General features: G+C 71.2%; 17 protein-coding genes. 10 read left to right on the top strand and 7 right to left on the bottom strand.

Going from position 1 to position 18,732, the window contains the following annotated elements:
• Nucleotides 1–76: 76 nt before the first annotated feature.
• Both LO931_RS15320 and LO931_RS15315 read right to left on the bottom strand, forming a co-directional pair.
• A complete protein-coding gene (locus tag LO931_RS15320) occupies nucleotides 77–1,600 on the bottom strand; it encodes an MFS transporter (protein WP_229054713.1) in 1,524 nt (507 codons plus the stop codon).
• A 61-nt stretch (nucleotides 1,601–1,661) separates the two neighbouring features.
• Nucleotides 1,662–2,558, bottom strand: coding sequence for an ABC transporter substrate-binding protein (locus LO931_RS15315; protein ID WP_229054712.1), 897 nt, complete (start codon nucleotides 2,556–2,558; stop codon nucleotides 1,662–1,664).
• Nucleotides 2,559–2,780: 222 nt separating this feature from the next.
• Between LO931_RS15315 and LO931_RS15310 the strand changes: the two genes are divergently transcribed.
• The 4 genes from LO931_RS15310 to LO931_RS15295 all read left to right on the top strand — a co-directional run bounded on the left by LO931_RS15310 (nucleotide 2,781) and on the right by LO931_RS15295 (nucleotide 8,005).
• Nucleotides 2,781–4,370, top strand: coding sequence for an ABC transporter substrate-binding protein (locus LO931_RS15310; RefSeq protein WP_229054711.1), 1,590 nt, complete (start codon nucleotides 2,781–2,783; stop codon nucleotides 4,368–4,370).
• 73 nt (nucleotides 4,371–4,443) lie between these two features.
• Nucleotides 4,444–5,493, top strand: coding sequence for an ABC transporter permease (locus LO931_RS15305; protein ID WP_229054710.1), 1,050 nt, complete (start codon nucleotides 4,444–4,446; stop codon nucleotides 5,491–5,493).
• Complete coding sequence (locus LO931_RS15300) at nucleotides 5,490–6,392, top strand: ABC transporter permease (protein WP_229054709.1); 903 nt, start codon at nucleotides 5,490–5,492, stop codon at nucleotides 6,390–6,392. The genes LO931_RS15305 and LO931_RS15300 overlap by 4 nt, the downstream gene beginning before the upstream one ends.
• Complete coding sequence (locus LO931_RS15295) at nucleotides 6,392–8,005, top strand: ABC transporter ATP-binding protein (protein ID WP_229054708.1); 1,614 nt, start codon at nucleotides 6,392–6,394, stop codon at nucleotides 8,003–8,005. Before LO931_RS15300 ends, LO931_RS15295 begins: the two co-directional genes overlap by 1 nt.
• Nucleotides 8,006–8,194: 189 nt before the next feature.
• Here the strand turns inward: LO931_RS15295 and LO931_RS15290 are convergent, their stop codons facing one another.
• On the bottom strand, nucleotides 8,195–9,286 hold the full coding sequence (locus LO931_RS15290) for an LLM class flavin-dependent oxidoreductase (protein WP_229054707.1): 1,092 nt from the start codon (nucleotides 9,284–9,286) through the stop codon (nucleotides 8,195–8,197).
• A gap of 127 nt (nucleotides 9,287–9,413) precedes the next feature.
• Complete coding sequence (locus LO931_RS15285; RefSeq protein ID WP_229054706.1) at nucleotides 9,414–9,857, bottom strand: hypothetical protein; 444 nt, start codon at nucleotides 9,855–9,857, stop codon at nucleotides 9,414–9,416.
• A gap of 340 nt (nucleotides 9,858–10,197) precedes the next feature.
• Between LO931_RS15285 and LO931_RS15280 the strand changes: the two genes are divergently transcribed.
• Entirely contained in the window at nucleotides 10,198–11,973 is a 1,776-nt protein-coding gene (locus LO931_RS15280) for a family 16 glycosylhydrolase (RefSeq protein ID WP_229054705.1), read from the top strand.
• Between the two features lie 104 nt (nucleotides 11,974–12,077).
• On the top strand, nucleotides 12,078–13,556 hold the full coding sequence (locus LO931_RS15275; RefSeq protein WP_229054704.1) for a potassium/proton antiporter: 1,479 nt from the start codon (nucleotides 12,078–12,080) through the stop codon (nucleotides 13,554–13,556).
• A 17-nt stretch (nucleotides 13,557–13,573) separates the two neighbouring features.
• On the opposite strand, the gene LO931_RS15270 is transcribed toward LO931_RS15275, so the two are convergent.
• Nucleotides 13,574–14,083 carry a LytR C-terminal domain-containing protein gene (locus LO931_RS15270; protein ID WP_229054703.1) on the bottom strand — a complete coding sequence of 170 codons (510 nt, stop codon included), beginning with the start codon at nucleotides 14,081–14,083 and terminating at the stop codon, nucleotides 13,574–13,576.
• Complete coding sequence (locus LO931_RS15265; RefSeq protein ID WP_229054702.1) at nucleotides 14,080–14,382, bottom strand: type II toxin-antitoxin system VapB family antitoxin; 303 nt, start codon at nucleotides 14,380–14,382, stop codon at nucleotides 14,080–14,082. Before LO931_RS15265 ends, LO931_RS15270 begins: the two co-directional genes overlap by 4 nt.
• 47 nt (nucleotides 14,383–14,429) lie before the next feature.
• On the opposite strand from LO931_RS15265, the gene LO931_RS15260 reads away from it, so the two are divergent.
• The 3 genes from LO931_RS15260 to LO931_RS15250 are packed head-to-tail and all read left to right on the top strand — an operon-like array spanning nucleotide 14,430 to nucleotide 16,807.
• Complete coding sequence (locus LO931_RS15260; RefSeq protein WP_229054701.1) at nucleotides 14,430–16,043, top strand: helicase HerA-like domain-containing protein; 1,614 nt, start codon at nucleotides 14,430–14,432, stop codon at nucleotides 16,041–16,043.
• Nucleotides 16,044–16,058: 15 nt separating this feature from the next.
• Nucleotides 16,059–16,319 (top strand): hypothetical protein, encoded by a 261-nt coding sequence (locus LO931_RS15255; protein WP_229054700.1) that lies wholly within the window; start codon nucleotides 16,059–16,061, stop codon nucleotides 16,317–16,319.
• 2 nt (nucleotides 16,320–16,321) lie between these two features.
• Nucleotides 16,322–16,807 carry a hypothetical protein gene (locus LO931_RS15250; protein WP_229054699.1) on the top strand — a complete coding sequence of 162 codons (486 nt, stop codon included), beginning with the start codon at nucleotides 16,322–16,324 and terminating at the stop codon, nucleotides 16,805–16,807.
• A gap of 4 nt (nucleotides 16,808–16,811) precedes the next feature.
• Here LO931_RS15250 and LO931_RS15245 read toward each other — a convergent pair whose 3' ends face one another.
• Nucleotides 16,812–17,975: a zinc-binding dehydrogenase gene (locus LO931_RS15245; RefSeq protein ID WP_229054698.1), complete on the bottom strand. Its 1,164-nt coding sequence runs from the start codon at nucleotides 17,973–17,975 to the stop codon at nucleotides 16,812–16,814.
• Between the two features lie 120 nt (nucleotides 17,976–18,095).
• On the opposite strand from LO931_RS15245, the gene LO931_RS15240 reads away from it, so the two are divergent.
• Entirely contained in the window at nucleotides 18,096–18,713 is a 618-nt protein-coding gene (locus LO931_RS15240) for a 2-phosphosulfolactate phosphatase (protein WP_229054697.1), read from the top strand.
• The last annotated feature ends 19 nt before the right edge of the window (nucleotides 18,714–18,732 follow it).

Genomic DNA, 18,732 nt, shown 5'->3' with positions numbered 1-18,732 from the left:
GATGACAGCACGAGGTCGAGGCCAGCGCCTCGGCCCAGGTGAGGACCCTTCGAGGCTCGTCGTTCCTCCTCGCACCTCAGGGAGCGGTGACCCCGGCCCCTGAGGTGCGTGGCACGAGCCTCGAAGGGTCCGCCGCCTCAGGGAGCGAACGAGCGTCGCGGCGGGTCCGGCGCAGGTCGAGCAGCACCACGACGAGCGCGACGAGCAGGAACCCCAGCGCGACAGCGGTGGAACGGGCCAGCGCCTCGGTGTGCAGCTCCGCCGACGCGGTCGTCAGCGTCGCGCCTGAGCCGTAGACCACGGCGTAGTACGCCATCGATGCCGTCGCGACACCCAGGCTGTTCGCGACCCGCTGGCCGAGCTGTCCGATCGACGAGGCCGCGCTGCCCTGCTCGCGCGGCACGTCCTGCAGCGTCATCGAGTGGTTGGGCGAGACCACGAAACCGGCGCCGAGCCCACTGAGCAGCTGCAGGGCCGGCAGTGCGGTCACGACCAGGAGCGTCGAAGGACCGGAGAGCAGGATCGTGACGGTGCCGAGCACGCTCACGAGGGTCAGGAGCATGCCTGTCACGGTGAGCGCCCGGCCCCACCGCTGCACGACGCGTCCGCCGACCCAGGCGCCGACGACCGAGGTCGCCGACGAGGGCAGCATCAGCAGGCCGGCCACGAACGGGGAGAGCCCCTGGGCCTGCTGGAGATGGATCAACAGCCCCAGGTTGACGCCCGGACCGCTGGCGAACCAGGTCAGGGAGACCAGCACTCCGGTGCGGAAGCTCGGGATGCGGAGCAGGTCGGGATCGATGACCGCAGCGCGACCGTCCGCGACCCGGCGGCGGCTGCGGCGCACGAAGGCCACGGCCAGCAGCACCGCCGGCAGGAGCGCCAGCCAGCGCAGCTCGACGTCGCCGGGCCGACCCGTCGTGAAGATCAGGGGTGCCAGCAGCAGCACGAGCGCGATGCTGCCGAGCCCGAGCCCCAGCACGTCGAGGTCGGGGCGCAAGGTCCGGTCAGCGCGCGCCGGGCCCACGGCCGGCAGCAGGCGGTGGGCGGCCACGAGCAGCCCCACCACGACCGGCAGGTTCAGCACGAACACGCCGCGCCAGCCGAGCAGCGGCGTCGTGATCAGCAGTCCGCCGACCGTCGGGCCGAGGGCGGTCGCCAAGCTCACGCAGACCCCGTACGTGCCGAACGCGCGCCCCCGCTCGGCCGGGGCGAACAGGTGCTGGACGAGACCCATCATCTGCGGCATCAGCAGGCCGGCCGACACCCCCAGCAGGGCGCGACCCAGCACCAGGACGGGCGCGGTCGGCGCGATCGCGCACACCAGGCTGGCCGCCAGCGAGAGCCACAGACCCACGTAGACGAGCTGGATGCGCCGACCGCCGTCACCCAGGCGTCCGGCAGGCACCAGCGTCACGGCGAAGGCCACGACGTAGGCGGCCGAGACCAGCTGGATCCAGACCGGGCCCGCGCCGAGGGCACGCTCGATCGACGGGATCGCGATCGTGACCTTGTGGATGTCGAGCAGCAGCATGCCCGCCGTGACCCCGCAGAGCACGAGGACGGCGGAGCGGTTGGCCGTGGTGGGCGCCGTGGTCATGACACGGCACCGGCGGTGCGGACCGAGGTCCGCACCGCCGGGTTCAGCCGTGGGCCGAGGCTCACGCCTCCTGCAGCAGCTTGGTGTTGTCGACGAGCTTGACGAAGTCGTTCTCGCCGCCGATCAGGCCCCAGCTCGCGACCCAGTCGACCGTGCGGTTGAAGTGGTCCTCCGGGTACGGGCCGGCGTGGATGTACCGCAGACGGCCGAGCTTGAAGTCCTCGGGCTGCAGGTCCTCGCCCTCGGCGGCGGCCGTGGCGATCAGGTGCTTGAGGTACGGGCGGATGTCGGTGCGGATCAGGTCGACGGCCCGGTTCACGGCGCGGTTGATCTTGGTGAACTCGTCGTCGGTCAGCGACTCCCCGGCGATCTCGGCGCCGAAGTAGTGGCCCTCGGTGAGGATCTTGTAGCCGGCCTTCTCGGCGACCGTGATCCACGGCTCCATGACCGCGACCGCGTCGATGTCGCCGTCGCGCAGCGCCTGGAAGCGGCCCTTGCCCTTGATGCCGACCAGGTTGATGTCGGTGCGGGCGAGGAAGCCCTCGAGCAGCTGCAGCACCAGGTAGTGCGAGCCGTGGTGGAAGTTGACGCCCACGCGCACGCCGGCGAGGTCGCCGGGAACCTCGTACGGCGAGTCGGGCCGCACGATGATGGCCTGGCTCGCGACGGCCGAGCGGCGCGCGACGACCTTGCCGGAGACCTGGCTGTCCTGCGACCGGCGGAGCTGGCCCCACTCGCAGGCGTTGTACAGCTGCGACTGGCCGGCCTCGAACAGCTTGAAGCTGCTGAAGGACGAGACCGCGTCGGGGCGCTCGATGAACCGGAGCTCGGTCTCCTCGTTGGCGCGCTCGCGGATGAGCTCGACGTCCAGGCCCTCGTCGGCGAAGAAGCCCTCCTCCTCGGCGACGTAGTACGGGAGGTAGAAGACGGCGCCTGCCGCCTCGATCTTGATGGTCATGAAGGACTCCTTGAAGTGGTGACAGGGGCTGTCGTGTCGCTGTCGTGGTCAGGGGCGCAAGCCCGTAGAAGCACGCACCGCACATTAGAAGATCTAGCAGGTACTTCGTAAAAGTTTCATATATTGAGATGGGCATCTTTCACCATGGACGCCGTCCTACGGTTCCCGTGCACGATGACGCCGAACCCGTCGGCGTCGGCACGACGAGAGTGAGTCACGACGATGAAGCGCCACCCCCGACGCGCTGGAACCGCGCTGATGGCCGCCCTGGCCGCAGCGACCCTCCTGCTGTCCGCCTGCGCCGGCGGAGGCGCCGACGCCGCCGGGTCCGAGGACCCGATCCAGGGCGGCACCCTGAAGTACCGCTCGACCAACGTGCAGTCCGCCGACCCCGCCGCCAACACGGGCTACGGTCCCGTCGTCCCGCTGCGCGGCCTGGTCGACTCGCTGGTCTTCAACGCCTACGACGGCTCGTTCGAGCCCTGGCTCGCGACCGAGTGGACCGTCAACGAGAACGCCACGCGGTACGAGTTCACGCTGCGTGACGGCGTGACCTTCAGCAACGGCGAGGTCCTGGACGCGGCCGCCGTCAAGACGAGCTTCGACGCACTGCGCGCCCAGGGCGCCAAGTACGCGGTCGTGAACTCCTGGATCGGCAACCTCAAGGAGATCACCACGCCGGACGCGCAGACGGTCGTCTTCGACTTCAACGCCCCGAACTCCTCGTTCCTGCAGGCCGTCTCGACGACCTCGCTCGGCATCGTGGCCCCCGAGACGTCGGCGCTCTCCTTCGACCAGCGCCAGGAGGGGCTCACGATCATCGGATCGGGCGCCTTCACCCTGAGCGAGAACAACGGCGACGAGGGCTACGTCCTGACGCGCCGCGACGACTACGCCTGGGCGCCGGCCGTGGCCGAGAACCAGGGCGCGGCCTACCTCGACACGATCGAGGTGTTCACCACGCCCGACAACAGCATCGCCGCCGCAGAGCTGCGCGCCGGCAACCTCGACCTGCTGCACAACACCGAGCCGGCCGACAAGACCGACTTCGCCGCCAGCGACGAGATCACGATCCGCAAGGAGCCGCTGCCCGGCAGCGCGCTCGGCTTCGTCGTGAACACCGACGTGCCCGGACTCGACGACGTCGAGGTCCGCCGGGCCCTGGCCCTCGGCATCGACCGTGACGCCGTGCTGGAGCGCGCCTCGACGATCGACGTCGCCCCGACCAGCGCGTTCACCGCGAGCAACCCCTTCTACACCGACCAGTCCGACCTGATCTCGAGCGACGCCAAGCAGGCCGCGCAGATCCTCGACGACGCCGGCTGGGAGGTCGGCAGCGACGGCGTCCGCGAGAAGGACGGCAACCGCCTGTCCTTCGAGCTGATCTACGGCGCCTCGACGGTCTCGCACGAGCCGAACCTGGCGGTCGTGCAGTCGCAGTGGAAGGACCTCGGCGTCGAGCTGAAGTTCAACAGCCTGACCCCGGCCGAGCTCAACCAGCGCCAGATCTCCGGCGACTACGCGCTGACCTGGGCCTCGAGCACCCGGCCCGACACCGACGCGTTGCGGACGAACTACAAGGGCCTCGACCCCGAGCTCGACGCGCTGTTCACCGAGATCCTCGCCGAGCCCGACTTCGAGGGCCGCAAGGCGCTCGCCGCCGAGGCCTCGGAGCTGATCCTGACCGAGGCGTACTACCTGCCGCTGTACGACTTCATCCAGCCGCTGGCGTACCGCAACACGACGAAGCTCCCGACGTTCGAGGCGAGCCACATCCCGTGGCTCGGTGACGTCTGGCTCGACAAGGCCTGACCTTCACCGGAGGCGGCGCACGGCTCGGGCCGTGCGCCGCCCCGCACGACTCCCACCCCAGGAGACCAGCACGATGACCACGACGACCGACACGACCGAGCCCACGCCGCTCGAGACCCCCGCGACCCCACGCTCGACCGTCGTGCGCGACGTCTCGCGGGTCGTCGCCGGACGCCTCGTGCACGCCGCGCTCGTCATCTACGCCGCCTACTCGGCCTCGTTCTTCCTGCTCTTCGTGCTGCCCGGCGACGCCGTCCTGGCCCGCATCGGCACCACCGACACGGTCGGCGTGGCCGACATCTCCGACCTCGACCTCGACGTCCTGCGTGACGAGGTCGGTCTGTCCGACAGCCTCTGGACGCAGTACTGGAACGGCATCGCCGGCCTGTTCCGCGGCGACCTGGGCAGCTCGCTCGTCAACGACCGCGCCGTGACCGACCTGCTGGCGGAGGCGCTGCCGAACACGCTCGCCCTGGCCGGGCTCTCGCTCCTGCTGTCGGTGCCGCTCGGCTTCCTGCTGGCCCTGCTCGCGGTCAACCCCCGCTCGCGCCTCGTGCGCTCGTTCGCCGCGCTCGTGCCGTCGGCCTACGTGAGCCTCCCGGTCTTCTGGATCGGCATCCTGTTCATCTACCTGTTCTCGATCACGCTCGGCTGGTTCCCCTCCGGCGGCAGCCAGAGCGCGTCGGCGCTGGTGCTGCCCGTCGCGGTGCTGGCGCTCCTCGGGGCCGCGCAGTTCGCGCAGGTGCTGATCAGCAGCCTGCGCACCGAGCTCGGCACGACCTACGCGTCCGTGACGGCTCCGGCGAAGGGCGCCAGCCGCTTCTACACGCTCTGGCACCACTGCCTGCGCAACGCGGCGTTCCCGTTCCTCGCGGTCTTCGGCCTGCGGGTCGGGCAGCTGCTCGGCGGCACCGTCGTGATCGAGGTCGTGTTCTCGCGCACCGGCATCGGTCGACTCATGGTCGACTCCGTCAAGGCCGTGGACCTGACCGTCGTGCTCGGCCTCGTCGTGGTGCTCGCGATCGTCTACGTCGTCGTCAACATGCTCGTCGACATCGGCTACTCCCTGCTCGACCCGCGGCTCCGCCGACGCGCGAGCACGACCCAGGAGGTCACGTCATGACCGACACCCTGCTGCCCGACACGCCCGTCGGGGTGGGTGCCGCGAAGACCGGCTCCGGCCCCGTCGCCGCAGCGGTCGCCCGGGCCGCCGAGCCGCCGCGGCGCCGTCGTCGCCGACTCAAGGAGATCCACGTCCACCTGCTGCTGCTCGCGGCGCTCGTGGTCATCGCGGTCTTCCCCACCCTCGTGGCGACGCACGACCCGTTCGAGCTCGACGGCATCCCGTTCACCTCGCCGAACGGCACGCACTTCTTCGGCACCGACGAGATCGGCCGCGACCTGTACTCGCGGGTCGTGCACGGTCTGCAGATCTCGCTGTTCTCCGCGACGCTCGCGGTCGTCGTGGCGCTCGTGCTCGGCAGCGTCGTGGGCATCCTCTCGGGCCTGCGGCCGGGCAGCTGGCTCGACCGGGTCCTCGGCGTGGGCACCGAGGCCGTCATGGCCGTGCCGGCGGTGCTGCTGGCGCTCGCCGTGATCACGACCTACGGCCGTGGCGCCTTCGTGGCCGCCATCGCGATCGGGCTGGGTGAGGCGACCGGCTTCGCCCGTCTCGTGCGCGGCGTCGTCATCCAGTCGAGCACGTTCACGTTCGTCGAGGCCGCCCGCACCTGCGGTGCCGGACCGATCCGCACGATCACGCGGCACATCGTCCCGAACGTCTTCCACCCGGTGCTGTCCTACACGGCCCTCCAGTTCGGCCTCGCGCTGCTCGCGATCGGCTCGCTGAGCTACCTCGGCTTCGGCGAGGCGCCGCCGTCACCCGAGTGGGGCGTGCTGATCGCCGGCGGCCAGAAGTACCTGGCCCACGCGTGGTGGGTGGCGATCATCCCCGGCCTCGCGCTCACGGCGGTCGTGGTGCTGCTCAACCGCATCGCCTACCTGCTGCAGGAGGACCACTGATGACCGATGCCATCCTGCGGGTCACCGACCTCACCGTCACCTATCGCCGCGACGACCAGGTCGACACCGCGCTCGACGCCGTGTCGATCGAGGTGCCGCGCGGCAAGGTGACCGCCATCATCGGCGAGTCCGGCTCGGGCAAGAGCACGCTGGCGCACGCGATCGTGCGCCTGCTCCCCCACAACGGCGGCATCCCGGCGGGCGCGATCGACTTCGAGGGCGAGAACGTCCTCGAGCGCAGCGACAAGGCCTTCCGGCCGCTCCGGGGTCGCCACGTCGGCTTCGTGCCGCAGGACCCGATCGCCTCGCTCAACCCCACCCGCACGATCGGGGCGCAGCTGCGCGAGTCGTTCAAGCTGGCCCACTCCCCCCTCTCGCCCGCCGCCGTGCAGGAGCGGATCCTGACCGACCTGCGTGACGTCGGGTTCACCGATCCCGAGACCCTGCTGACGCGGTACCCGCACGAGCTCTCCGGTGGCATGCGTCAGCGGATCCTGGTGGCCATCGCGTTCAGCCAGCGACCCGCGCTCGTGATCGCGGACGAGCCGACCAGCGCGCTCGACGTGCTCGTCGGGCAGGACGTGCTGCGCAGCATCCACGAGGCGCGCACCAAGCACGACAGCACCGTCGTGCTCATCACCCACGACCTCGCCCTTGCCAGCCGCAACGCCGACCACGTGATCGTGCTGCAGCGCGGCGTCGTGGCCGAGGCGGGGCCGGTCGCCGAGGTCTTCGCCGACCCGCAGCACGAGTACACGCGGGCGCTGCTCGCCAGCTCGGCCCGCGTCGCCGAGGGGCGGGTGCTCAGCATCGCCGAGGCGTACGCCCGGCACGACCGCGGCACGGCGCCGGCCCTGTCGACCGACGTCGCGATCCGGCTCGACGGCGTGCACAAGCGCTTCGGCAGCGGCCGGGGCGGGACCGTCGCGATGGAGGGCGTCTCGCTCGAGGTGCCCCGGGGGTCGACGTTCGCCCTCGTCGGTGAGTCGGGGTCGGGCAAGACCACGACCAGCCGGGTCATCCTCGGGCTCGAGTCGGCGGACGCCGGCACCGTGCAGGTGCTGGGCCAGGACGTCGGGTCCCTGAAGCGCAAGCAGCTGCGCGACCTGCGTCGGCGCGTGCAGGTCGTCTACCAGAGCCCGTTCGAGTCGCTGAACCCGCGGCTCAGCCTGCGCGGCATCATCGGCGAGCCGCTCGACGCGTTCAAGGTCGGCACGCCGACCGAGCGTGCGGCGCGGGTCGCGGAGCTGCTCGAGCTCGTGCAGCTGCCGGCGGCGTACGCCGAACGTCGGCCGCGCGAGCTGTCGGGCGGCCAGCGGCAGCGCGTCGCGATCGCGCGGGCGCTGGCGATCCAGCCCGAGGTCGTCGTGCTCGACGAGCCGGTCTCGGCCCTCGACGCGACGGTGCAGGCGCAGGTGCTGGACCTGCTCGGCGAGATCCAGCGTGAGCTCGGCCTGACCTACTTCCTCGTCACGCACGACCTCGCGGTCGTCGCCGACGTCGCCCAGACCGTCGCGGTCATGCGCCGCGGCCGCATCGTCGAGCAGGGCACGACCGACCAGGTCATCCTCCGCGCCGAGGACACCTACACGAAGGCCCTCCTCGCCGTCTGATGACCCCTCGCGAGAGGCTTTGTTACCCCTCGCGAGTGAGTTTGTTGGGGCTCGCGAGCGGGTTTGTCGGACCTGAGCCGACCGTCCTCGTCCAGATGTGTGCGGTTACCGGGCTCAGTTCGAAAGATGTGTGCGCCAACCGGCCTCAAACGGCCCCCGCGACGCCGATAAGTGCACACATCTTGAAAGTCAGACCGCGGCCGCCACGCGGCTGCGGACCTGGGCGGGGTCGGGGAGCTGCTGGGTCCCGATGTGGGGCAGGATCTCGTCGAAGATCAGCGAGAAGGTCTCCTCGCGGTCCTCGGCGCGGCCGGCCACCACGGCTGGGATGAGGCGGAGCGCGTGCGAGCCGGCCTCCTTCATGCGGAGGATCTCCTCGACGATGCGGGCCGGGTCGCCGACCAGCGAGCCCGAGGCACGGGCCACCTCACGGTGCGTCCACTCCTTCTCCCACGCGGCCGCTCCGCCGAGCCGGCCGGGCTGCGGACCCTCGCCGCCGACCTCCACGTACTCGCGCCAGTTCTTCTCCGCCTGCGCCTGCGTGGGCGCCACGACGATCGTGAGACCGAAGCCGAGCCACCGCAGGCACTCGTCGACCGTCTCCTGGTCGTGGCCCGCGCCGAGCAGGGCGTCGGTGTAGATGCCGAGCTGGTCGCGCGCGTCGCCGTCCTTCGTCAGCCACTGGCCGAAGATCGCCGGGGTGCCCTCGCGGCCGAGGCGCGCGATGGTCTCGGGCGTGCGGGTCGCGCGGCCGATCAGGGGTCGCGGGTAGCGGTAGGACGCCGGGTTGATGCGCGCCTCGACGAGACCGCGGTCGACGCTGGTGCCCACGTCGACCCCCGGCTGCTCCCCGTCCCACTCCCAGGCGCGCAGCATCGCGTCGATGCGCTCGGCGGTCACCCGGTTGCGGTCGAGGTCCTCGGCACCGAACGCCTGCAGCTCGGTCCTCGACGCCGACCCGGGGGCCAGTGCCACCATGCTGCGACCGCGCGTCAGGACGTCGAGGAGGTTGATCTTCTCGACGAGCCTGAGCGGGTGCTCGAGCGCCACCTGCGCGACGGTGACCGATACGTACGCCTGCTCCAGCCTGGCCGCCAGGTGGGCGCCCAGCATGAACGGATCGACGTAGGTGTTGAACCCCGCGAGGTGGTGCTCGGTCAGGCCGATCGAGGCGCAGCCGGCGGCCTCGGCGCGGATGGCCTGGTCGACGATCGTGTGGATGATCTCGGCGTCGTCGCGCGCGTCACGGCTCTGCGGGCTGAAGTGGATCGAGGTGTACATCGGCGGCGCGTCCTTGTCCCGTGAACGCGCCGGCCTCTCTACGGTCGAAGGCCCAGCACGCTAGAAGTTTTATTGCATTCTATACGGAACGAAGGCTGACCGAACGGTTCGGTCGTAGCGTGGACGATCAGGCGGCGACGTCGGCAGCGGCCACCGGACGGATGGTCACGTCGAGCACCGTCTCGATCGCCGGCAGCACCCGGCAGCCCGCCCGGTACTGCTCCAGCAGCACCTCGGTGTCGAGGGCGTCCAGCTCGTCGATCACGACCTCGACGAGGAGGTGACCGGCCTTGAGGCGGTCCGGCATGTACCGGGTCGCCCGCGCCCGGACCTGCACGGCGCGCGTCTCGACCTCGTCGAGGTCCAGGTCACCGCCACCCCGCAACACGTTGAGCATGTTCGTCACGAGCGCCGAGACCAGCAGGTCGAGCGGACCAGGCGCACGGCCGGGACCACCCGTCGCGACCGAGCCGTCGGCCAGCATCTGGAAGCTCGCGCCGCTCAGCGTGAACCGTCCGCGGACGTCCGTCGTGCAGCCGGTGACGGCGCTGATGTAGTCGTAGCCGGACATCGCGAGCTCCTGAGAGGTGGGTGACGGTGCCCAGTCTGCGGCGAGGAACTCCCTGCGGACCCCGCGTCCCGACATCTGGGACGCCCGCGGCGCCGGCGAGGTCAGGTCCTGCTCCCCTCGGCGGATCGACCTTCGACAGGGCCGAGCTCCAGCCCGGATGGAGCACTCCGGACAGGCCCAAAGTCCCAAAATAGTTCGACCGGACCATGCGGCACCCCCCGATCAGCAGTAATCTCCCCGTAGGGAGAGTGGTTCCTGATCCGCTTGGGAGGGCGGAAACGGCACCTGTCTGTGGCATCCGGTCGCGAGACCGCTCTCTCGTGGACCTAGGGAGAACCACATGAACGCCATCACTCGGTGGCGTGGCTCGGCGACGGCGTCTCGCGTCGTCGCCGTCGCCACCGCCACGTTGCTGGTCACGAGCGTCGCCGTCACCGCGGCCCATGCGGCGGGTCCGAAGGCTGCACCTGCCGCCCCGGCAGCGCCGGCCGTGGAGTCGTCGACGCAGACCTGGACCCAGGAGGAGACCGTCACGGTCACCGAGACCGCCGAGGTCGGGGGCCACGTCGCCACCGCGTCGGCGACGGCCACCGCCTCGGCGACCGCCACCAAGACGGCGACCGGCCCGACGTTCTGGGACGCCTACTTCTCGGCGTTCTGGTCGGCCTACGCCGCCGCCGCGGAGCAGGCGCGCGCCACGGCCGACGCGCAGGCGCGCCCCGTCGCGAAGGCCCAGGCCCAGGCGCAGGCGCAGGCGATGTACGACGCCGGCGTCACGGAGACCTACACCTGGACCCAGGAGGAGACCGTCACCGTCGAGGAGACCTACGAGCTCCAGGGCCACGTCGGACACGGGTCGGCGACCGCGACGGCCTCGGCCACGGCCACGGGGTCGAGCCATGCCCACACGTACTGGGAGGCCTACGTCGGCGCGTTCTGGAACGCCTACGCCGCGGCCGGCGAGCAGGCGCGCGCCAAGGCCGACGCCCAGGCGCGACCGATCGCCCGGGCGAAGGCCAAGGCCGACGCCGAGGCGCTGCTCGCCGCCGGCGTCGAGCAGACCTACACCTGGACGCAGGAGGAGACCCTGACCGTCTACGAGACGGCCGAGGTCAACGGGTTCACCGCCACGGCCTCCGCGACCGCCACGGCCACCGCCACCGAGACCGTCACGGTCAACCGACCCACGTTCTGGGACGCGTACTACGCCGCGATCTGGGGCTCCTACGCCGCCGCCGTCGACTCCGCCAAGGCCAAGGCCGACGCCCAGGCCCGTCCCCTCGCGAAGGCGCAGGCCCAGGCCGACGCCCAGGCGAAGTACGACGCCTCGGTCGCGCTGGCCGCGTCGTGCGGCCCGTCGATCACCAAGTCCGACGGCAGTCCGTGGGCCTGCACCTTCTCCGACGACTTCGGCGGCACCGAGCTCGACCGCGCCAAGTGGCTGCCGATCCGCACCGAGGAGAACAGCTACACCGTGAACCACGACTGCTACGTCGACAGCCCGGAGACCGTCGCGGTCAGCAGCGGCACCCTGAAGCTCACGGCCAAGGCCGCCACGCCGTTCACGTGCGACGCCCCCGACGGCCCGTTCACGTCGGCGCACATCGCCGGCATGGTCTCGACCCAGGGCCTGTTCAGCCAGACGTACGGGCGCTTCGAGATCCGCGCGAAGATGCCCGCGACGACGACCGGCGGCGCGCACTCGGCCTTCTGGCTGTACCCGGAGGAGCCGAAGTACGGCGCATGGCCCCTGTCGGGCGAGATCGACATCGCCGAGTTCTTCTCGGTGCACCCCGACCGGCTGATCCCGATGATCCACTTCGACACGACGCAGCCGGAGTCCGAGCGCAGCAACTACCAGTGCCTGATCCAGGACCCGACCCAGTTCCACACCTACACGGCCGAGTGGACGCAGACGAGCCTCAAGATCTGGTACGACGGCGCCCTGTGCCTGAACTACCAGCTGGGTCTGCTGGAGGGGCTGCTGTCACATCCCTTCGACCAGCCGTTCGCCATCAACCTGACGCAGGGCATCGGTCTCGGGGAGAACGCCCCGACCCCCGCGTCGACGTTCCCGGCGACCATGGAGGTCGACTACGTGAAGGTCTGGTCCTGATCTGGGGCCGACCTCCGCCCGGGCTGTCGGTCCGGCTGCCGTGACCCCCGCACGGTGGCCGGGCCGATAGACTTCAGCCCACGCACCAGACCCGGGAGGCCGCGGTGGACGTCCACGACCTCGACCAGTTCCTGCTGATCGGGTCCGCGGTGCTGATCGTCGCCGTCCTCGCCGTTCGCCTCTCCGTCACGGCGGGTCTGCCGTCGCTGCTGATGTACCTGGGCCTCGGCCTGCTGCTCGGCACCAACGGGCTGGGCATCGAGTTCGACGACGCCGACCTCGCGCTCTCGCTCGGCTTCGCGGCGCTCATGCTGATCCTCGCCGAGGGCGGCATCACGACGAACTGGGCTCACGTGCGCCCCTCGATCGGCTTCGGCCTCCTGCTCGCGACGCTGGGGTCGGTCGTGAGCGTGCTGGTCGTCGCGGTGTGCGTGCACACGTTCCTCGGCATGGACTGGACGCTCTCGGTCCTGCTGGCGGCGGTGCTGACGCCCACCGACGCCGCGGCCGTCTTCTCGGTGCTGCGCACGGTCAACCTCAAGCACCGGGTCAGCGGCACGCTCGAAGCCGAGTCGGGCCTCAACGACGCGCCGATCGTCGTGCTCGTGATCGCGATCAGCACGGGCGAGCTCGCCGAGAACGGGGTGTGGGCCTTCGTGGCCCTGATCCTCTACGAGATCGTCGTGGGCATCGGCATCGGCCTCGCCGTCGGCGCCCTGGGCGGCGCCCTGCTGCGTCGCGTCGCGCTGCCCGCCTCCGGCCTGTACCCGCTCGTGGTCCTGGCATTCACGATCCTGGCGTACGCCTCGGCGGCCGCTATCCACGCCTCCGGCTTCGCCGCGATCTACATCGCCGCCCTGGTGCTCGGCAACACGGTGCTCCCCCACCGCACCGCGACCCGCTCGTTCGTCGAGGGGGTCGGCTGGCTGGCCCAGATCGCCCTGTTCGTCATGCTGGGGCTGCTCGCCAACCCGGACGAGTTCTCCGCCTGGCACGTCTGGATGGGTCTCGCGGTCGGCGCCATCCTGACCTTCGTGGCGCGACCCCTGTCGATCGCGGCGTGCGCCGTGTGGTTCGGGATCGACTGGCGGGAACAGCTGTTCCTCGGCTGGGCCGGGCTCCGAGGAGCCGTGCCGATCATCCTGGCCACGATCCCGCTCGCCAACGGCGTGGCCGGCTCGCGCGACCTGTTCAACATCGTCTTCGTCGCCGTCGTCGTCTACACGCTGGCGCAGGCGGCGCCTCTGGGGGCGCTCGCCGCGTGGAGCGGGGTGCTCGGCGACGTGCGTCAGCTCGAGGTCGAGTCCGCCCCGCTCGAGCGGGTCGAGGCCGACCTGCTGCAGGTGCGGGTCGCCGAGAGCTCACGACTGTCCGGCATCGAGGTGGGCGAGCTCCGGCTGCCCGAAGGGGCGATGGTCTCGCTCCTCGTGCGCGGTGAGCGCACGATCGTGCCCACCACGACGACCCGCATCATGGCCGGCGACGAGATGCTGATCGTCAGCTCACGTCACGTGCGCGACGAGGTCGACCGTCGCCTGAGCCAGGTGGCGCGTCACGGCCGGCTCGCCGGCTGGGGCGACTGACCGTCGTCGGCGCGTGCTCAGAGCTCGACGAGCGGCACGCACACGTTGACGTCTCGCGTCGCGGCGATCTCGGTCGGCGGAGCCGGGTTGAGGTCGGTGTAGTTCGGGCCCACGACGACCGTGACGCCGTCGCCGATCTTCACGTCGGGTGCGACGATCTGCGGCGGCACCTGGAACTGCTGCGCGACGAGCTGGACCATCGGGTCCTCCGGGTCGTCGGTGAAGATCGCGACGTGGTCGACGGGGATCTGGCTCGTCGTGTTGTCGATCGTGCCCGCCAGGAAGCCGTAGCGCTGCAGGTTGATGCTGACCCGGTTCGCCAGGCCGCTGCGACCGGAGGCGTTGAGCACGTTGACCTGCACGAGGTTGGGGGTCAGCGGCTCGCCGGTCGCGACGCTGCGCTCGGTGCAGGTCGGGCCGCCACCGGTGTCGGCCTTGGCCGTCAGCAGGTTCCAGCCGATCAGGGCGCCACCGGCGAACACCGCGATCGCGACGAGCGACGTCAGCAGGTTCCAGGTCCGCGTCATCGGCGGGCTCCCATCGTGTAGACCCTGGCGTGCAGCATGTGGCGCTGCTGGAGGGCGGTGCGGACCGCGCGGTGGAGGCCGTCCTCGAGGTAGAGGCGACCCTGCCAGCTCACGACGTGGGCGAAAAGGTCACCGTAGTACGTGGAGTCCTCGTCGAGCAGCAGGGCGAGGTCGAGCTGGCTCTTGGTGGTCGTGAGGTCGTCGAGACGGACCTGACTGGGCGAGATCTCCGCCCAACCGGAGGCACTGAGCCCGTGCTCGGGGTACGGCCGCCCCTCGGACACCTCCCGGAAGATCATCACGCCAGTCTAGGAGACGCCGGCCGTCACACGGTTAGGCTGCGCGCATGGCGAGTGGGAGTGGCGAGGCCCCCGGGGCCGCCGACGACGTCCGCGCGACGGTCCGCGAGGGATACGCCTTCAGCGGTGAGACCGTCGAGCTCGGTGTGCTGGTCGACGGGGAGGCGGTGCCCGACGTCCCGGTGCGCATCCCGGTGGCGATGTTCAACCGGCACGGCCTCGTCGCCGGGGCGACCGGCACCGGCAAGACCCGCACCCTGCAGCTCCTCGCCGAGCAGCTGAGCGCGCTGAGCGTCCCCGTGTTCGCCCCCGACCTGAAGGGCGACCTGTCCGGCATGGCCGTCGCCGGCGTGGCCGACGAGCGGCTCACCGAGCGCACGCAGGACATCGGCCAGGACTGGCGACCCGCGGCCTGCTCCGTCACGCCGTTCGTGCTCGGCGGCGTCGGCACCGGTGTGCCGATCAGGGCCTCGGTGGCCGACTTCGGGCCCGTCATGCTGGCGAAGGTGCTCGGGCTCAACGAGACGCAGGAGTCGTCGCTGGCGCTGGTGTTCCACCACGCCGAGCGGACCGGGCGCCCCCTCGTGACGCTCGAGGACCTGCGTCAGGTCGTGCACCGCCTGACCAGCGCCGAGGGCAAGGTCGACCTGGAAGATCTGGGCGGGCTCTCGAAGGCCACGGCCGGCGTGATCCTGCGCGAGCTCGTCGTGTTCGCGGACGCGGGGGCCGACGTGTTCTTCGGCGAGCCCTCGTTCCAGGTCACGGACCTCCTGGCCACGGCCGCCGACGGCCGCGGACAGGTGTCGCTGCTGGAGCTGCCGGGGGTGCAGGACCGCCCCGTGCTGTTCTCGACGTTCTTGATGTACCTGCTGCGGCGCCTGTTCGCCGAGCTGCCGGAGGTCGGCGACCTGCCCCGTCCGAAGCTCGTGTTCTTCCTCGACGAGGCGCACCTGCTGTTCGCCGACGCGTCGAAGGACTTCCTCGAGGTCGTGACGCAGACCGTGCGCCTGATCCGGTCCAAGGGGGTGGGCATCGTGTTCGTGACGCAGAGCCCCACCGACCTGCCGGATGCCGTCCTCGCCCAGCTCGGGTCGCGCGTGCAGCACCAGCTGCGGGCCCACACACCGGCCGATGCGAAGGCGCTCAGGTCCGCCGTGTCGACATATCCACATTCCTCCTACGACCTGGCGGCCGTGCTCACCCAGCTCGCGACCGGCGAGGCCGTCGTGACCGTGCTGAGCGAGAAGGGCGCGCCGACGCCCGTCGCCTGGACCCGCCTCCGCGCCCCGAAGGCCTCGATGGCGCCCGCGCCTCCCGAGGTGCTGCAGTCGCTCGTCGCGAGCTCGCCGCTGACCGCGAAGTACGCGGCCGCCGCGGCGCCGACCGCCCCACCGGCCGCACCCGCGCCGTCGCCCGAGGCCGCGCCTCCGGTCCGCGACGACCGTCTGGCCGAGGAGGCCGGACGCCTGGAGGACCAGCTCCGCGAGCGGTCGCCCGAGCCGGAACCCGCGCCGAGCCGCACCCCGCGCAGCCGCAGGCGCTCGCGCGCACCGCGCCGCACGACACGCCGGCAGTCACCGCTCGACCGGGCCGCCGGAGAGGCCGGCAGGACGATCGGTCGGGAAGTCGTGCGCATCCTGTTCGGCAAGCGGCGAAGGTGAACGTAGAGTTGACCCATGCCCCGCCCGTCGCTCTACCTGACGCTCCTTCACCGCAACCTGGGTGAAGGGCACTCCTGGGTGGAGGCCTCCGACCGGGCGCTGTCGGGTGTCGCGCACGCGTACGACCTGGTCAAGCAGGCCGTGATCGGTCCCCCGGCGTTGCGCGCTGCCGCCTCCTCGAGCACTTCGTCCGAGACGCCGGCCCCGCCGCGCGACGAGCCCACGGGCGCCGACGAGAACGAGTCCGCTGTCGTCGACGAGCCCTCCGCCAGCTGAGCATGGCGGCGGCGCCCTCCGACCACGACCTCCTCGGGTCGAGCCGTGAGGACACGGTCTGGACGTACGTCCTCCTCGGCGGTGGTGGCGCGCTGGTCCTCCTGCTGGCGCCGCTCCTGGCCGCCTGGCTGGCCGACGTGCCGTTCATCCCCTTCAGCGAGCCACTGCGCTGGGTCGGCGACTTCGACGAGCCGTGGCAGTGGGTCGTGCGGGGAGTGGTGGGCCTCGTGCTCGGACTCGTGCTCGCAGCCGTCGAGCTGGAGTCCCAGTACAGCCTCGAGGTGCACGACGACCGGGTGGTCGTCGTGCACGGCCAGGACCGTCGGACGCTGACCCGCGACCAGGTCGTGGGCATCCACCGCGACCGCAAGAAGGTCGTGATCGACGGCACCCAGGGCCGCCGCCTGTTCGAGGAGACCGTGGAGGCCAAGCGCGAGGCCGTGCGCCGCGCGTTCGTCGACCGCGGCTACCCCTACGAGTCGGAGTAGTCCGCTAGGCGCTGGTGGCGGCGCTCTCGGGGTCGACCAGGATCTTGGCGTGCGCCTCCGGGTCGCCGAGCTGGTCGAAGGCCGTGGCCACGCCGTCGAGACCGACCGTGCCGGTGTGCAGCGGCGACGGGTCGACGGTGCCGTCGGCGAGCCACACCAGCACCTGGCGGAACTCGGCCGGGTCGTAGCAGAACGCGAACCTCAGCTCGTGCTCCTTGTTGATCGCCATGACCGGCCGGAACGTGTCGGGCTCCATGCAGACGCCGACCACGACGATGCGGCTCTGCAGCGGAGCGGCCGTGCTGATCTGCTCGAGGATGCCGGGCACGCCGACGCACTCGAACACGACGGGCCCGGTCGGCAGGGCGCCGACCTTCTCGGCGATCTGGAAGGCCCGCCACCACGGCACTTTCGGCAGCCGGCGGAGCTTCTCCATCGTCGACATGCCGAGCTCCATGAAGCTCGGGGCGTCGGTGACGTAGCGCTTGCTGGTCTCGAAACGGGTCCACGGCGACTCGACAGCCGGGTCGACCACGACGTCGGCACCACACTGCCGGGCGAGCTCGCGCCGACCGGCCGAGAAGTCGCTCGCGACGACGTTCTTCACCCCGGACGCCTTGAGCATGAGGATCACGGCGAGCCCGATGGGCCCGCAGCCGATGACGACGGCGGTGTCCTTGCGGCCCACCCGACCCTTGCGCACCGCGTGCCAGGCCACGGCCAGCGGCTCGGTCATCGCAGCGTGGTCGACCGGCACCTTCGACGGGACCTCCATCGTCACGGCCTCGGAGACCAGCACGTGCTCGGCGTAGCCACCCGGAGCCCTCGGGGTCAGACCTGTCATCTGCAGGCCGTGCTCGGTGCGGACCAGCGGGAGCGAGACGACCCGGGTGCCCACGGGCCAGCGACCGTGCGTCTTCGGTCCGTAGGCCACGACCTCACCGACGAACTCGTGCCCCATCACGACGTGGTCGTCGGGGGTCATGAAGTCGTCGTACCCGACCTCGGCGACGGTGTCGTGCGTGACCTGGGAATGGTGGCGGGCGTGCAGGTCGGACCCGCAGATCCCGGCCCGCAGGACCTTGAGCAGCACCTGTCCCGGCCCCGGCTCCAGGTCCGGGACGTCCTCGACGGTGAGCTCGGTCTGGTGGCAGACGACGGCGCGCATGGGTGACCTCCGATCGTGCGTGGAGCCTAGCGGTCGCTGTGGCCCGGGTCACGCGTTTCAGTACAGGAATGTATCTGATCGGCGTGCGTGGTCTGACCGGGCGCGCGGCAGACTGGAGGCATGGAACCCGCGCTCGCCCAGCTCGCGCACACCGTGCGCTTCGAGTGGGGCGCCTCCGGTGCCGCGGCCGTGGCCGACGGCGTCGACGTCGTGGTGGTGGTCGACGTCCTGCACGCCACGACGGCCGTGACCCACGCCCTCGATGCTGGCTCTCCGGTCTGGGCCGTCGATCCGACGGACCCGACCGGTCGCCTCGCCGCCGACCTCGCCGAACGCGTGACCACGGTCGTGGCCGGGTCCCTGCACAACGCCCGCGCGGTGGCCGACTGGCTCGCCCGCGAGCACGACGAGGAGGAGCAGACCGTCGCGGTCATCGCCGCCGGAGCCACCTGGCCCGACGGCTCGCTGCGACCCGCCGTCGAGGACCTCTGGGGTGCGGGAGCGATCCTCGCGGCGCTCGAGGACCACGACTGGCGCGGGCTCTCGCCGGAGGCGGCCTGGGCCGCCGACTCGTACCGCCTCATCGCCGGACGCGAGGAGTCGCACCTCGTCGCCTGCGCCGGCGGTCAGCTCTGCATCGCGGCGGGCGAGCACGACGAGCTGCACCGCGCGGCCGACGTCGACGGCTCGCGCACGGTGCCCCTGCTCGGCACACGCGGCTTCGTCCCCGCCCCGTAGGGGGTGCCGCCGGGCGGGT

It is taken from the genome of Aeromicrobium sp. Leaf350, from assembly GCF_916858655.1.
Taxonomy (GTDB): Bacteria; Actinomycetota; Actinomycetes; order Propionibacteriales; family Nocardioidaceae; genus Aeromicrobium.
Note: the sequence above shows the minus strand (reverse complement) of the source record. Positions and strands in the feature narration are given on the sequence as shown.

What these genes read in the sequence shown, in the direction of transcription:
- LO931_RS15255 (WP_229054700.1), top strand. Translation starts at nt 16,059, where the DNA reads ATGCCCCGCCCGTCGCTCTACCTGACGCTCCTTCACCGCAACCTGGGT.
- LO931_RS15300 (WP_229054709.1), top strand. Translation starts at nt 5,490, where the DNA reads ATGACCGACACCCTGCTGCCCGACACGCCCGTCGGGGTGGGTGCCGCG.
- LO931_RS15310 (WP_229054711.1), top strand. Translation starts at nt 2,781, where the DNA reads ATGAAGCGCCACCCCCGACGCGCTGGAACCGCGCTGATGGCCGCCCTG.
- LO931_RS15245 (WP_229054698.1), bottom strand. Translation starts at nt 17,975, where the DNA reads ATGCGCGCCGTCGTCTGCCACCAGACCGAGCTCACCGTCGAGGACGTC.
- LO931_RS15305 (WP_229054710.1), top strand. Translation starts at nt 4,444, where the DNA reads ATGACCACGACGACCGACACGACCGAGCCCACGCCGCTCGAGACCCCC.
- LO931_RS15265 (WP_229054702.1), bottom strand. Translation starts at nt 14,382, where the DNA reads ATGATCTTCCGGGAGGTGTCCGAGGGGCGGCCGTACCCCGAGCACGGG.
- LO931_RS15270 (WP_229054703.1), bottom strand. Translation starts at nt 14,083, where the DNA reads ATGACGCGGACCTGGAACCTGCTGACGTCGCTCGTCGCGATCGCGGTG.
- LO931_RS15280 (WP_229054705.1), top strand. Translation starts at nt 10,198, where the DNA reads ATGAACGCCATCACTCGGTGGCGTGGCTCGGCGACGGCGTCTCGCGTC.
- LO931_RS15250 (WP_229054699.1), top strand. Translation starts at nt 16,322, where the DNA reads ATGGCGGCGGCGCCCTCCGACCACGACCTCCTCGGGTCGAGCCGTGAG.
- LO931_RS15320 (WP_229054713.1), bottom strand. Translation starts at nt 1,600, where the DNA reads ATGACCACGGCGCCCACCACGGCCAACCGCTCCGCCGTCCTCGTGCTC.
- LO931_RS15285 (WP_229054706.1), bottom strand. Translation starts at nt 9,857, where the DNA reads ATGTCCGGCTACGACTACATCAGCGCCGTCACCGGCTGCACGACGGAC.
- LO931_RS15290 (WP_229054707.1), bottom strand. Translation starts at nt 9,286, where the DNA reads ATGTACACCTCGATCCACTTCAGCCCGCAGAGCCGTGACGCGCGCGAC.
- LO931_RS15240 (WP_229054697.1), top strand. Translation starts at nt 18,096, where the DNA reads ATGGAACCCGCGCTCGCCCAGCTCGCGCACACCGTGCGCTTCGAGTGG.
- LO931_RS15315 (WP_229054712.1), bottom strand. Translation starts at nt 2,558, where the DNA reads ATGACCATCAAGATCGAGGCGGCAGGCGCCGTCTTCTACCTCCCGTAC.
- LO931_RS15260 (WP_229054701.1), top strand. Translation starts at nt 14,430, where the DNA reads ATGGCGAGTGGGAGTGGCGAGGCCCCCGGGGCCGCCGACGACGTCCGC.
- LO931_RS15295 (WP_229054708.1), top strand. Translation starts at nt 6,392, where the DNA reads ATGACCGATGCCATCCTGCGGGTCACCGACCTCACCGTCACCTATCGC.